At 63.6% G+C, this 13,110-nt stretch carries 10 protein-coding genes; 3 read left to right on the top strand and 7 right to left on the bottom strand.

All coding sequences use genetic code 11. The features are described from left to right. Window positions 1–17: 17 nt before the first annotated feature. Window positions 18–1,730, bottom strand: coding sequence for a SulP family inorganic anion transporter (locus tag HELO_RS09410; RefSeq protein ID WP_013332461.1), 1,713 nt, complete (start codon window positions 1,728–1,730; stop codon window positions 18–20). Window positions 1,731–1,851: 121 nt separating this feature from the next. Further along, window positions 1,852–2,760, bottom strand: a complete 909-nt coding sequence (gene rarD / locus HELO_RS09405) for an EamA family transporter RarD (RefSeq protein ID WP_013332460.1) — start codon at window positions 2,758–2,760, stop codon at window positions 1,852–1,854. 122 nt (window positions 2,761–2,882) lie between these two features. Here rarD and HELO_RS09400 point away from each other — a divergent pair, with 122 nt between their 5' ends. After that, window positions 2,883–3,698, top strand: coding sequence for an amidohydrolase (locus tag HELO_RS09400; protein ID WP_013332459.1), 816 nt, complete (start codon window positions 2,883–2,885; stop codon window positions 3,696–3,698). After that, window positions 3,698–4,399 (top strand): pseudouridine synthase, encoded by a 702-nt coding sequence (locus HELO_RS09395; protein ID WP_013332458.1) that lies wholly within the window; start codon window positions 3,698–3,700, stop codon window positions 4,397–4,399. Before HELO_RS09400 ends, HELO_RS09395 begins: the two co-directional genes overlap by 1 nt. 55 nt (window positions 4,400–4,454) lie before the next feature. Here the strand turns inward: HELO_RS09395 and HELO_RS09390 are convergent, their stop codons facing one another. Beyond that, complete coding sequence (locus tag HELO_RS09390; protein WP_041602051.1) at window positions 4,455–6,206, bottom strand: GGDEF domain-containing protein; 1,752 nt, start codon at window positions 6,204–6,206, stop codon at window positions 4,455–4,457. 248 nt (window positions 6,207–6,454) lie between these two features. Here HELO_RS09390 and HELO_RS09385 point away from each other — a divergent pair, with 248 nt between their 5' ends. Next, entirely contained in the window at window positions 6,455–7,456 is a 1,002-nt protein-coding gene (locus tag HELO_RS09385; protein WP_013332456.1) for a lipid A deacylase LpxR family protein, read from the top strand. Window positions 7,457–7,465: 9 nt separating this feature from the next. On the opposite strand, the gene HELO_RS09380 is transcribed toward HELO_RS09385, so the two are convergent. The 4 genes from HELO_RS09380 to HELO_RS09365 are packed head-to-tail and all read right to left on the bottom strand — an operon-like array spanning window position 7,466 to window position 13,059. Continuing rightward, window positions 7,466–9,055 (bottom strand): ABC transporter ATP-binding protein, encoded by a 1,590-nt coding sequence (locus HELO_RS09380; protein ID WP_013332455.1) that lies wholly within the window; start codon window positions 9,053–9,055, stop codon window positions 7,466–7,468. Continuing rightward, window positions 9,048–10,124 (bottom strand): ABC transporter permease, encoded by a 1,077-nt coding sequence (locus HELO_RS09375; protein WP_013332454.1) that lies wholly within the window; start codon window positions 10,122–10,124, stop codon window positions 9,048–9,050. Before HELO_RS09375 ends, HELO_RS09380 begins: the two co-directional genes overlap by 8 nt. 2 nt (window positions 10,125–10,126) lie before the next feature. Then, the gene (locus HELO_RS09370; protein WP_013332453.1) at window positions 10,127–11,200 is read right to left on the bottom strand and encodes a microcin C ABC transporter permease YejB; all 1,074 of its coding nucleotides are present in this window, start codon (window positions 11,198–11,200) and stop codon (window positions 10,127–10,129) included. Window positions 11,201–11,241: 41 nt separating this feature from the next. Beyond that, entirely contained in the window at window positions 11,242–13,059 is a 1,818-nt protein-coding gene (locus tag HELO_RS09365; RefSeq protein WP_013332452.1) for an extracellular solute-binding protein, read from the bottom strand. Between the last annotated feature and the right edge of the window lie 51 nt (window positions 13,060–13,110).

Raw genomic sequence — 13,110 nt, 5'->3', positions numbered from 1 at the left:
TGATCATCGAGTCGGTGTCACTCTTCGCGCCGTTTCAACTCGCTCCAGGCGGCATAGGTACTCAGGAAGACACGACCGGACAGGTCGTCGAGGAAGTGGCTCTTCTTGAGTCGGTCCATCACCGGCCCCTTGACCTCGGCCAGGTGCAGGGTGACGCGGGAATCCTTGAGGCGCGCGTTGATGGCGTCGAGGCTTTCCAATGCCGAGGCGTCGATCAGGTTCACCGCCGAACAGATCAGCACCACGTGTTCCAGTTCCGGGCGGCTGGCCACCAGGGTATAGACGGTGTCCTCCAGGTAGCGGGCATTGGCGAAGTAGAGGCTTTCGTCGACCCGCAGTAGCGCCAGGTGGCTCAGGGTTTCGGCGCTGTGCCGCGTGACGCTGCGGAAGTGCTCGGTGCCCGGAATGCGGCCCACCAGGGCACTGTGCGGACGGCTCGTGCGATACAGGAAGAGCGCGATGGAAAGTGCGACGCCGCTGATGATGCCGGCCTCGACGCCTTCGGTCAGCGTCAGCAGCATGGTCAGGGCCATGGCCGAGAAATCGCTGCGCGAGTAGTGCCAGGTCTGCCGGATCAAGGGGACATCGACCAGGGTCAGCACGGCCACGATGATGGTGGCGGCGAGGGTGGCAACGGGCAGGTGATGGAGCAGTGGGGTCAGGGCCAGGGTCACCAGGCCGATGCCGAGGGCGGCGAAGGCGCCGGCCATGGGGGTGCGAGCACCCGACTCGAAGTTGATCACGGTGCGCGACAGGCCGCCGGTGACCGGCATGCCGGCCGAGAGGGCGGCGGCGATGTTGGCGCCGCCCAGGCCGAGCAGTTCCTGGTTGGGCGAGATGCGCTCGCGGCGTTTGGCGGCCAGCATCTGCGCCATGGAGATCGATTCGACGAAGCCGACCACGCTGATCAGCAGAGCCGGTACCAGCAGCTCTCGCCAGAGCGGCAGGTCGATGGCCGGAAAGGTCAGGGGAGGCAGGCCTCCCGGTACGTCACCGACCACATCCACACCGCGGGTCCCCAGCTCCAGCCACCAACTGAGCAGGGTGGTGATGATGACGGCGAACACCGGGCCGGCCCTCGCACAGAGCGCGGCCAGCCCCTTGGGCATGCCGATCGCCGTCAGGGCGTTCCTGCCGTAACGCCGCATGACGATGAGAAACGCCAGGCAACCGGTGCCAAGAGCGAGCGTCGGCCAATGCAGGGCATCGAGGTGTGTGGCCAGCCCGGTCAGCAGCGAGAGAGCCGTGTAGCCGGTGACATCGATGCCCAGCAGGTGGCTGAGCTGACTGATGGCGATCAGCAGACCCGAAGCGGAGAGGAAGCCGCCGATCACCGGGTGGCTGAGAAAGTTGGCGAAGAAGCCCAGGCGCAGAATGCCCATCACCGTCAGCATCGCCCCGGACAGCAGTGACAGCGTGAGGGCAGCCTCGAGATAGGCCGGCGAGCCCGGCGGGGCCACACCGGAGAGCGCCGCGCCGGTCATCAGGGCAATGATTGCCACCGGCCCGACGGCCAGGGTGCGACTGGTGCCGAGCAGGGTATAGGCAAGCAGCGGCAGAATGCTGGCGTAGAGGCCGACGACCGCCGGGAGACCGGCAAGGATGGCATAGGCCAGCGACTGGGGAATCACCATGATGGTGACGATCACACCCGCCAGCAGGTCCGCGCCGAACAGGCGGCGGGTATAGTGAGGGAGCCAGGTCAGTATCGGGAGATATTTCTTGAGCATCCGGGCCAGTCGCAGGTGGGAGGACGGAAACGAAAACGCCTAACAGCCTAAACGATCCGGCGGTGGCGGTCAGCGATGACGTGCCATGGACTCGTTGCGCGTCTGTCTTCGTGGAACCGTGTCAGGCGTCTTGTACCTCCCTCGGGCGGCCTTGCCAGGCCGTCCAGGAGTAAAGGGCCAGGCCGCACCAGATCAGGATGAAGGTTGCCAGTTGCGCCGGTGTCAGGGGCTCGTTGAAGACCAGCAGGGCGATCAGGAACTGAATCGTCGGGTTGAGATACATCAGAAAGCCCAGGGTCGCCAGACGCAGGCGTCGTGCCGCGCCGGCGAAGGCCAGCAAGGGCAGGGCGGTGATCACGCCGCTGGCGATCAGCAGCAGAGTACTGCGGTGATCGGCCAGGAAATGGGACAGGCCGGCTTCGCTGAGCCAGGCGAGTGCCAGCAGGCCGAGCGGCATCAGCAGCAGAGTCTCGACGAACAGCCCGGAGAGGCCGTCCAGCGGCACCTGCTTGCGCAGCAGGCCATAGGTGCCGAAGGTCAGTGCCAGGGCCAGGCTGATCCAGGGTACCTCGCCGAGCATTACCAGCTGGATGGTGATGGCGATGCCGGCCAGCGCCACGGCGACGCCCTGCAGGCGGAGCATGCGCTCGCGCAGTACCAGCAGGCCGAGCGTCACGTTGACCAGTGGCGTCAGGAAGTAGCCGAGGCTTGCCTGGAGGACCTGGCGACTTTCCACGGCATAGATATAGAGCCCCCAGTTGAGCCCGATCAGCACCGCGCAGGCCAGCACCCGTCCCAGACGACGTGGATGGCGCAGGGCCTCGGTCACCGGTGACCAGCGACGCAGCAGTGTGACCAGTCCCACCAGGAACACGCAGGACCAGAGGACACGGTGGATGAGCACCTCATAGGCGGGGATGCCTTCGAACAAGGCGAAGAAGAGCGGGAAACACCCCCACATCAGGTAAGCGGCGAGGCCGAAGCCGACTCCCTTGGTGACGTCGGGAGAGACGGTCTGTGTCCTTGGCATGTTAAGCTTCCTAAGAATGTCCAACCTATCATAGGGCCGGTATCGCTTCGATGCCATGGCTGCGCGATGCCGGTGTCTCGGTTAGGCTGAAGACAACCCCGGTGCGACGATGGAGTCCCTTTATGAGCGAGCTGCGAACGACCCTGGTGCAGTGCGATCTGCGCTGGGAGGATCCCGATGCCAACTGCCGGATGCTCGAGGAGACGCTGGGCGAGCTCGATGGCGATCAGACCGATCTGATCGTGTTGCCGGAGATGTTCGCCACGGGGTTCACCATGAATTCGCGGGAAATGGCCGAACCCATGGACGAGAGCCCGACCGTCGCCTGGCTGCGCAACCAGGCCGTGCAGCGTGGCTGCGTGGTCACCGGTAGCGTGGCGGTGGTCGAGGGAGGCGATTGTTTCAATCGTCTGGTCTGGGCGCGACCGGACGGGAGCCTGGTCACCTACGACAAGCGTCACCTGTTTCGCATGGCCGGCGAACACGAACGTTATGCCATGGGCCACGAGCGAGTGATCGTCGAACTCAAGGGATTCCGGATCCTGCTCAGCGTCTGTTACGACCTGCGCTTTCCGGTATGGCTGCGTCAGCAGCCTGCCCCCGGCGAACACTTCGAGTACGATGCCCTGCTGTGCATCGCCAACTGGCCGGCACCGCGTCGGCATCCGTGGCGCGTGCTGCTGCAGGCGCGTGCGGTGGAGAACCTGTGCCCGGTGATCGGCGTCAATCGCGTCGGCGAGGATGCCAAGGGGCTCGGCTATGCCGGCGACTCCATGCTGGTCGATGCCAAGGGCGAAGCGTTGATCGACGAGCCCAGGGATCTGCCTTTCGTGAAGACAGGAACACTGTCGCTGGCAGACCTGCAGGCCTTCCGCGAGAAGTTTCCCGCCTGGCGTGATGCCGATCACTTCACCCTGTCGGACGGAGTCGGTGACTGATGCGATTGGATCGTTTCCTGGCGGAGAGTACCGAGCTGACTCGTGGGCTGGCCAAGCGGGCCTTGATCCGCGGCGAGGTCAGCGTCAATGGCGAGCTGGAAAAGAAGGCGGCCCGCCATGTGCAAGAAACCGACCGAATCACCTGGCTGGGCGAGCGCCTCTCCCTGGTGGGGACGCGCTATATCATGCTCCACAAGCCCGAGGGCGTGGAATGCACGGCGAGACGCGGGCTCTATCCCCGAGCGGTGGACCTGCTCGATGTGCCCAAGGTCGAACGCCTGCAGCCGGTCGGGCGTCTCGATGTCGAGACCACGGGGCTTCTGCTGATCACCGATGACGGCCAGTGGTCGCACCGCATCACCTCGCCGCGCCGGCGTTGTCCCAAGGCCTATGTGGCCCGTCTGGCCCGTCCCCTGGAAGGCGATGAGGCAAGACGCGCAATGCAAGCCTTTGCCGAAGGGATCGTGCTGGAGGGCGAGGATGCACCGACCCGCCCGGCTGAATTGACATGCCTGGACGATCACCGTGTCAGGTTGGTCATCGACGAGGGGCGCTATCATCAGGTAAGGCGGATGTTGGCCGCTATCGGCAACCATGTCGAAACGCTGCATCGCGAGTCGGTGGGCGCCCTGGTGCTCGATGACACTCTGGAACCAGGGGAGTGGCGCGAGCTGACGCCCGAGGAAGTCGCATTGTTCTGAGAGGCCTCGACACCACGAGTGACTCCGGATGGCGATCGTTCAGGGGGCTCTCGCATCAGGCGTAGACATGGATTCGTGCCCTGCCGGCATGCTTGGCGTTATAGAGCGCCTTGTCGGCGAGACCCACCAGGGCCTGGGGGTTGACGGCATGCAGGGGATAGGAAGCAATGCCGCAGGATATGGTGACGGGCCCCAATGGTATCTGTTGATGATGCTGAACGGTGCAGGCCAGTGTCTTGAGCAGGGCCTCGGCCCGTTCCTTGACCGCGCTGGTCTCGGTGTTATGCATCAGCACGGCAAACTCTTCGCCGCCCAGCCGGCAGACCACGTCGGCTTCACGGAAATACTGGCTCAGGCAATGAGCGATGGCTGCCAGGACGCTGTCGCCGGCCTCGTGACCGTAACGGTCGTTGATCTGCTTGAAGTGGTCGATGTCGATCATCAGCAGGGTCAAGGGATAACCCTGGCGCTGTGCCTGGGCGGTGGATTGTTCCAGCAGCTTGGTGAAGTAGCGACGATTGTGCAGTCCGGTGAGCGGGTCGGTGTAGGAGAAACTCTCGAGCCGTTTCACCAACGTCTGCAGTTCGCCGGTACGCTGGGCGACTTCCTGCTCCAGGCGCAGATTGAGGCGCTTGAGCTCCTGGTGGGTGCGGTTGTATTCGAGCAACGAGATCGTCACGAGGGCCAGGACGAAGATCAGGGCTCCGCTGCTGACCGGTACGCGGAACCAGGGCAGCAAGCCATGGGCGACGGCCATGTCCGTGACCAGGAGCAGGCTGAAGAAAGCAAAACTGCCCAGGATAGCCTGTTGCTTTCCATCGAGCTCTGGCAGGCGTGGCACGATGGCGGCCATCAGCAGGCAAAGGCTCGTGACAAGCAGCAGGTCGAAGACCGGAAAAGTGGTGGAGAGGTTGACCCATCCCGCCAGTGCTGCGCCCAGGGCCGCGACCAGATAGAGGAGATGGAATTGCCAGATGCGATGAATCAATCGTGTCCGAGTGTCGGTATACCAGTGTTCCAGTAGCAGGCCGATGGCGATCGGCAGTGTGTAATAGCTTCCCGCGGCGAGATAACTCCACATCAGAGGGCGACTGACCAGTAACTGACTTGCCTGGGTGTTCGCCAGAATCATGATGCCGGAGGCGAAGGCGAACAGGGCAATGGGGGCGAAATAGTGGCGTGTGCCGGCCTGGATCAGTGTGAAGACGCCGGCCAGCAGGGCGAGGAGCAGACAGATGATGCTGATGACCAGATCGACGGTCGAATGTCGCAGCAGGTAGCCGAGCAACTCGGCGTGCTCCATGAGCTTCACTTCACCCCATAGGCCGATATCCGTGTAATCCGAATAGACGCGGAAGTAGAGCGTCTTGCCGGCGAAATCCCGGGGAAGTTCGATCATGTGCCATGGCCAGCCCGCGAAACGTCCTTCGCCATGGGCATCGAAGTTGCCGTAGTGATAGATTCGCCGACCTTCCAGATAGGCCTCGACGATCAGGTCAACACTGTATATATAGACTACGGGATCCCGCCATTCCCTGGTCATCGGTAGAGTGATGCGGAACCAGGCATGGTGACTTCCGTTGCGTTCGGGAGGATTGGATGGGAAGTCGATGGCTTGCCAGTCGGTGTCGTTGGATTCGCCCCTGATCCAAATCGGCGTTCCGTCATCGGCGATGGGAGAATCGCCCCAACGGTACTCCCACCCATCCGTCAGCGCGGTCGCCGACGCTTGCGCCGGAGCAGCGATAGAGCCGAGCAGGATCAGCGACAGCATGATCCGCCCCGACGATAAGATGAATCGGCGCATATGGCGTTCTTCGACCCCTTGGCTCCCTGCAAGCCAGTATAGGCCAGCTCGGATATTGGCCTGGTCGGGAGGATTTAACGATCAAATCATGGCTTCTAGCGATCTCTTATACCGTTATCTATCATTGCCGAAACCATATGATCATGGGCCTGATGAAAGATGTCATGGACCATGATGGAAAGATTCGTTAGCATTCAAACTTGTTTTGCATTCACTGGTGTATGTATATGTCCGGCCGGAGTTCATGCATGTCATTCCTTCCTGTTTCCGCTCGCCTCGGTGCATTGCCCTGGCTTTCGATGATGTTTGCGGTCGTGGCCAGTCCCGCCTGGGCCGATGGGCTCTTCACGCTCAAGAGCGAGAACGATATCTACTCCGGCGGTTCGGATGGGCATTACACCAATGGACTGGAGGCCACCTGGGCGTTCCGGACATCGCCACAGCATTGGCTGAACGATCTGGCCGATTGGCTGCCGGGGTGGTCCAGGAACAGCCTCGACGGGGGCGCCTACCGACTCTCGCACCAGCTCTATACGCCTATCGATATCGGCGAGAAGTCGCTCGATGTATCGGACCGACCCTATGCGGGACTATTCACGGCCGGGGTGTCGCTCTTCGACAGTGAGCCCCATGACGACTGGCGGCAACTGCGTAGCCTGAACTTCGATGCGGGAATCGTCGGCCCGGCCGCCGGTGGCGAGACCATCCAGCGCGAGCTGCACCATGTGCTTGATTCCGAGAAGCCCGAAGGTTGGCAATATCAGTTGCACAATGAGCCGGTCGTCAACATGTCCTACAAGACATCATGGATCGGCCGCAGCGCGCTGAATGGCCTGGAGGTGGAGTATGGACCGAGCCTGGGATTCGCCCTGGGGAACCTCTACACCTATGGCGCGACCGGCGGCGGGGTGCGCATTGGCGAGAACCTGAGCCGCAGCTTCGGTATCCCATCGATCGCGCCGGCCGAGGGAGGGCGGTCGTTCTTTCTTCCCGATCGAGGCTTCGGCTGGTATGCCTTTGCGGCCCTGGAGGGGCGCTACATGGCCCATAACCTGCTGCTGGACGGCAATACCTTCGAGAACAGTCATTCCGTCGATCGCGAGGAATGGGTCGGCGACGCCCTGGTTGGCGTGGCCTTCAACTGGGACCGCTGGCAGCTTTCCGTCACCCATGCATGGCGGACCAAGGAGTTTCACGCCCAGCCGAAATCCGACAGTTTTGGGTCGCTGTCGCTGGCCTTCTGGTACTAGGAACCTTTCTTAGGAGCGTTCCCGCAGGCCCGCGGCCTCGACCAGAGCCCTGGTATAGGCGGTGGTCGGCCGTTCCAGCACATCGAGACAGTCGCCGCTTTCCACCACCTCACCATCCTTGAGCACCAGGATTCGATGCGCCATGGCGCGGACGACCGCCAGGTCGTGGCTGATGAACAGGTAGCTGATGCCACGTCGGCGTTGCAGTTCGCGCAACAGGTTGACGAGCTGTGCCTGGACGCTGCGATCCAGCGCCGAGGTCGGCTCGTCCAGTACCACCAGGTCGGGCGCCATGATGATGGCCCGTGCGACGGCGATACGCTGGCGCTGGCCGCCGGAGAATTCGTGCGGATATCGTGACGCGCAGCCTTCGGGCAGGCCGACCTCCTGCAAAGTGTCGCGAATGCGCCTTTCCACCTCCTCGGCCCCGAGTTCGGGGTGGTGGAAGCGTAGCCCTTCGCTGATGATGTCCGACACCGGCATGCGGGGCGAGAGCGACCCGAAGGGATCCTGGAAGACGACCTGGAAGCGGCGACGCTGGCGACGCAGTGCTCCGCCACGCAGTTGATCCAGCCGGGTGCCGTCGAAATCGAGGCGGCCGCGACTCGGTACCAGGCGCAGCAATGCCTGGGCGAGCGTGCTCTTGCCGGACCCCGATTCACCGACGATCCCCAGGGTTTCACCGGGTGCCACATGCAGATCCAGCGGCTTGACCGCCTCGAAGGCGGCGGGACGGCGCTGGAAGAGGCGCTTCGGGCGCTGGAAGCTCACGCCGACGCCGCGCGCCTCGAGCAGGGCTGATCTGGTGGTGACGGGGGCCGGGCGACCGCTTGGTTCGGCGTCCAGCAGTGCGCGCGTGTAGGGGCTTTGCGGCGCGCTGAAGACGTCGCTGACCGTGCCGGTTTCCTGGGCGCGTCCCTGGTGCATGACGCACACACGATCGGCGTGATGGCGAACCAGGTTGAGGTCGTGGGTGATGAACAGCATGCCCATTTCCCGCTCATCGCGCAGCTCGGCCAGCAGGGCGAGAATTTCGCGCTGTACCGTGACGTCCAGCGCCGTGGTGGGCTCGTCGGCAACCAGCAGTCGAGGGTTGTTGGCGATGGCCATGGCGATCATCACGCGCTGGCGCTGGCCTCCGGAAAGCTGATGGGGCCAGGCGTCGAGCAGTTCCGTGGTGCGCGGCAGGCGCACGCGCTCCAGCAGTTCATGGCTGCGGCGTCGGGCGGCTTGTCCGGTGAGCCCCTGATGCAGGCGCAGTGTTTCGCCAAGCTGCTTGCCGACATTGTGCAGCGGATTGAGCGAGGTCATGGGTTCCTGGAAGATGAACCCGACCTGGCCGCCACGTATTCGGCGCCAGTCACGTGGCGACAGGTCGCTCAGGTCGAGACCGTCGAGTCGGCGTCCTCCGGTAAGCGAGGCATTGGCGGGCAGCAATCCCAGTGCACCGAGTGCCGAGACGGACTTGCCCGAGCCGGATTCGCCGACCAGGGCGAGCGTCTCGCCATGGTTCACCTCCAGGGACAGCGCATCGACCACTGGCATGCCATCGAAGGCGATGGTCAGCGCGTCGAGCTGGAACAGGGGCTGATCAGGCATGGTGCGGAATCCTCGGGGCGGTGCCGGCATGCTGGATGTGGCGAGGGTCGAAGGCGTCCCGCAGCCCTTCGCCGATGAACACCAGCAACGAGAGCATGATCGACAGGGTCATGAAGGCCGCGATGCCGAGCCAGGGGGCCTGGAGATTGTTCTTGCCCTGGGCGACGAGTTCACCCAGTGAAGGCGAGCCCGGCGGCAGGCCGAAGCCGAGGAAGTCCAGAGCGGTCAGGGTGGTGATCCCGCCGGTGAACAGGAAGGGAATGAAGGTCAGGGTGGCGACCATGGCATTGGGCAGCACATGACGCCACATGATCAGCCGCGAGGGCAGTCCCATGGCGCGGGCAGCACGGACGTATTCGAGATTGCGGGCGCGCAGGAACTCGGCTCGCACCACGTCGACCAGCCCCAGCCAGGAGAACAGCAGCATGATGCCGAGCAGCCACCACAGGTTGGGTTCGACCATGCTGGCCAGGATGATCAACAAAAACAGCACCGGCAGGCCCGACCATATCTCGGTCAGGCGTTGTCCGATCAGGTCGATCTTGCCGCCGAAATAGCCCTGAACGCCGCCGATCAGAACGCCGAGCGCCATGGAGCCGATGGTCAGCACCAGAGCGAAGATCACCGACAGCCGGAAACCGTAGATCACCCGCGCCAGAACGTCGCGACCCTGGTCGTCGGTGCCCAGCCAGTGCTCGCCGTCCGGTGGCGACGGCGCGGGATGACGCAGCGTCATGTCCAGGGTGTCGTAGGAATAGGGGATGGGGGCCCAGAGCATCCAGCCGTCGGCCTCGATGGCATCGCGGGTATATGGATCGCGATAGTCCGCCGGCGTGGGCAGGAAACCGCCGAATTCGGTATCGGGATAATCGACCAGCAACGGCAGGTACCAGTCGCCTTGATACTGCATCAACAAAGGCTTGTCGTTGGCCACCAGCTCGGCGCCGAGACTGATCGCGAACAGCACCGCGAATACCCACAGCGAGATCCGGGCGCGGCGGTTCTGCCGGAAGACCTCGAGCCGGCGGCGAGTGATGGGAGACAGGCGAGTCTTGGCGGCATTCATCATGGTCAGGACTCCCGGGTCTCGAAATCGATGCGGGGATCGACCCAGACATAGGTCAGATCCGATATCAATTTCAGGATCAGGCCGATCAGGGTGTAGAGATAGAGGGTGCCGAAGATCACCGGATAGTCGCGTTGCATGACGGCCTCGAAGCCGAGCAGGCCAAGGCCGTTCAGGGAGAAGATGACCTCGATCAGCAGTGCGCCGGTGAAGAAGATGCCGATCAATGCCGAAGGCAGGCCGGCGATGATGATCAACATGGCGTTGCGGAAGACATGACCATAGAGCACGCGACGATCACTGGCGCCCTTGGCACGGGCGGTGAGCACGTATTGCTTGTGGATCTCGTCGAGAAAGCTGTTCTTGGTCAGCATGGTCAGGGTGGCGAAGCTGCCGATGGCCGAGGCGGCGACCGGCAGGCTGATGTGCCAGAAATAATCCTTCACCTTGCCCCAGACCGAGAGCTCGGAAAAATCCGGCGAGGTCAGGCCGCGCAGCGGGAAGATATCCCAGTAGCTGCCACCGGCGAACAGTACGATCAGCAGGATGGCGAACAGGAAACCGGGAATGGCGTAGCCGATGATGACCAGCCCCGAGGTCCACACATCGAAGCGCGAGCCATGTACCAGGGCCTTGCGGACGCCCAGCGGTATCGAGATCAGATAGACCAGCAGGGTGGTCCACAGGCCCAGCGAGATCGAGACCGGCAGGCGTTCGAGGATCAGGGTGGTGACGGCCTTGCCGCGAAAGAAGCTCTCGCCGAGGTCGAAGGTGGCGTAGTCGACGAGCATGTCGAGAAATCGCTCCGGCGCCGGCTTGTCGAAACCGAACTGGGTCTCCAGGCGTTCGATGAATTGCGGCGGTATGCCACGGCTGCTCCGGGAGCCGTCGCTCGAGGCGACTTCGCCGCCATCGCCTTCCAGGCGGGTGCTGGACTGCGAGGACAGCCCCTCGAAACGTGCCAGCATCTGGTCGATGGGGCCACCCGGAGCAGCCTGGACGATGATGAAGTTGAGCAGCAGGATCCCCAGCAGGGTGGGGATCATCAGCAACAGGCGGCGCAGGGTATAGGCGGCCACGACAACTCCTCAAGGCGTGATGGACGAATCTGGCTGGCAGTCTAACCGCCGCTCTGCCGGGCTTCGACTTCGGCGGCACGCTGAGGGTCGATCCACCAGGCGTCGAGGTCCAGTCCGTACTCCGGGAAGGGTTCCTTCCAGCCGAACTTGTCCCAGAAGGCCACCCGCGTCGCCGGCAGGTGCCATTGGGGAATCACGTAGAACCCCCAGCGGAGCACGCGATCCAGTGCCTGGGCGGCGGTGTCCAGCTCGGCGCGCGTATCGGCGGCGATCAAGCGTTCCACCAGATCGTCGATGACCGGACTTTCCAGCCCGATGAGGTTGCTGCTCTGGGGGGCATTGGCGTACTTGCTGCCCCAGAATTCGCGTTGTTCGTTGCCGGGATTCGCCGACTGGGGAAAGCTGCCGACGATGATGTCGAAATCGAAATTGCCCCGGCGGTTGAGGTACTGGCTGACATCGACGACACGGATCTTGCCCTGGATGCCCAGTCGTTTCAGGTTGCGCAGCAGGGGATGCACGACGCGCTCGAAGCGGCTGTCGTGCAGGAGTACCTCGAGTCGCAAGGGCTCGCCTTCCGGCGTGATCAACTGGCCGTCTCGATAGGTATAGCCGGCCTCGGTCAGCAGCTCATGGGCGCGCTGGAGGCGAGCGCGGGGCTCCTCGGGCATGTCGATGGGCAGGGGGGAGTCGAAGACGCGCTCGGGCAGGGCGTCGCGATGCGGCTCGAGCAGTGCCAGCTCCGCGTCACTGGGCAGCCCCTCAGCGGCCATTTCGGAATTGTCGAAGTAACTGTGGGTACGCTGATAGGCGCCGTAGAAGAGGTTCTTGTTCAGCCACTCGAAGTCGAAGGCGAGGTTCAGGGCTTCGCGCAGGCGCACGTCCTGGAACTTGTCTCGCCGGAGGTTCATGACATAGGCCTGCATGCCCGCGGGCTGGCCGTCGGGGATCTCCAGGCGCTTGACGAAGCCGGCCTTGACGGCAGGGAAGTCATAGCCGGTCGCCCAGTTGCGGGCCGAGGAACCGGTCCGCATGTCGAGGTTGCCGGCCTTGAAGGCTTCCATGGCCACGGAAGCGTCGCGGTAGTAGTCGAAGACGAGCCGGCCGATATTGTGGCGGCCGCGATTGACGGGGAGATCCCGGCCCCAGTAATCGTCGACGCGCTCGTAGACGATGCGGTGGCCGGGGTCGACTTCAGCGATTCGATAAGGGCCCGAGCCGAGCAGAGCATCCTGGGTGGGCTGGGTGAAGTCGCGCTCCCGCCAGTAGTGAGCGGGCAGTACCGGCAACTGGCCGAGAATCAGCGGCAGCTCGCGGGACTCGCTATCAGTCAGGTCGAAATGCACGGTGTCCTCGTCCACGGCGTGGACATCTTTCACGCCGGCGTAGTAGGCGCCATAGAGAGGTTGGCCATGCTCGGTGAGCGTCTCGAAGCTGAATACTACGTCCTCGGCGGTGACCGGTGTGCCGTCGTGGAAGCGTGCCTTGGGGTTGAGGTCGAACTCCACCCAGTGCCTTTGCGGATCGAGACGGATGCCGGAAGCCAGCAGGCCGTACATGGTGAACGGCTCGTTCGGGTTGCTGGTCAGCAGGGTGTCGTAGACATTGCCGAGTCCGGCGGCCGGCGTGCCCTGGACAATGTAGGGATTGGTCGAGTCGAAGCTGCTGCCGATGGCGGCGCGGGCCAGGGTCCCGCCGATGGGGGCGTCTGGATCGGCATGGGGAAAGTGGTCGAAACCCTCGTCCAGTGCCGGCTCGCCGTAGAGAGCGAGAGCGTGTCGAGTGGGGACGTCGCCGGGATCGGCGGCCAGCACGGGGAGGCTGGCCAGGGTCGTCAGCAGCAGGAGCAATCGCAACATCGGTGAAGTTCCATTCCCTGCGTCAAGAGCGCGCTCGACAGGGCGCGCTTC

Source organism: Halomonas elongata DSM 2581 (genome assembly GCF_000196875.2).
GTDB lineage: Bacteria > Pseudomonadota > Gammaproteobacteria > Pseudomonadales > Halomonadaceae > Halomonas > Halomonas elongata.
The sequence above is the reverse complement of the archived record's forward strand: the minus strand, read 5'-3'. Positions and strand labels throughout refer to the sequence as shown.

Coding starts and splice junctions, on each gene's coding strand:
- HELO_RS09395 (WP_013332458.1), top strand. CDS start 3,698: ATGCGATTGGATCGTTTCCTGGCGGAGAGTACCGAGCTGACTCGTGGG.
- HELO_RS09385 (WP_013332456.1), top strand. CDS start 6,455: ATGTCATTCCTTCCTGTTTCCGCTCGCCTCGGTGCATTGCCCTGGCTT.
- HELO_RS09410 (WP_013332461.1), bottom strand. CDS start 1,730: ATGCTCAAGAAATATCTCCCGATACTGACCTGGCTCCCTCACTATACC.
- HELO_RS09380 (WP_013332455.1), bottom strand. CDS start 9,055: ATGCCTGATCAGCCCCTGTTCCAGCTCGACGCGCTGACCATCGCCTTC.
- HELO_RS09365 (WP_013332452.1), bottom strand. CDS start 13,059: ATGTTGCGATTGCTCCTGCTGCTGACGACCCTGGCCAGCCTCCCCGTG.
- HELO_RS09400 (WP_013332459.1), top strand. CDS start 2,883: ATGAGCGAGCTGCGAACGACCCTGGTGCAGTGCGATCTGCGCTGGGAG.
- HELO_RS09390 (WP_041602051.1), bottom strand. CDS start 6,206: ATGCGCCGATTCATCTTATCGTCGGGGCGGATCATGCTGTCGCTGATC.
- rarD (WP_013332460.1), bottom strand. CDS start 2,760: ATGCCAAGGACACAGACCGTCTCTCCCGACGTCACCAAGGGAGTCGGC.
- HELO_RS09375 (WP_013332454.1), bottom strand. CDS start 10,124: ATGATGAATGCCGCCAAGACTCGCCTGTCTCCCATCACTCGCCGCCGG.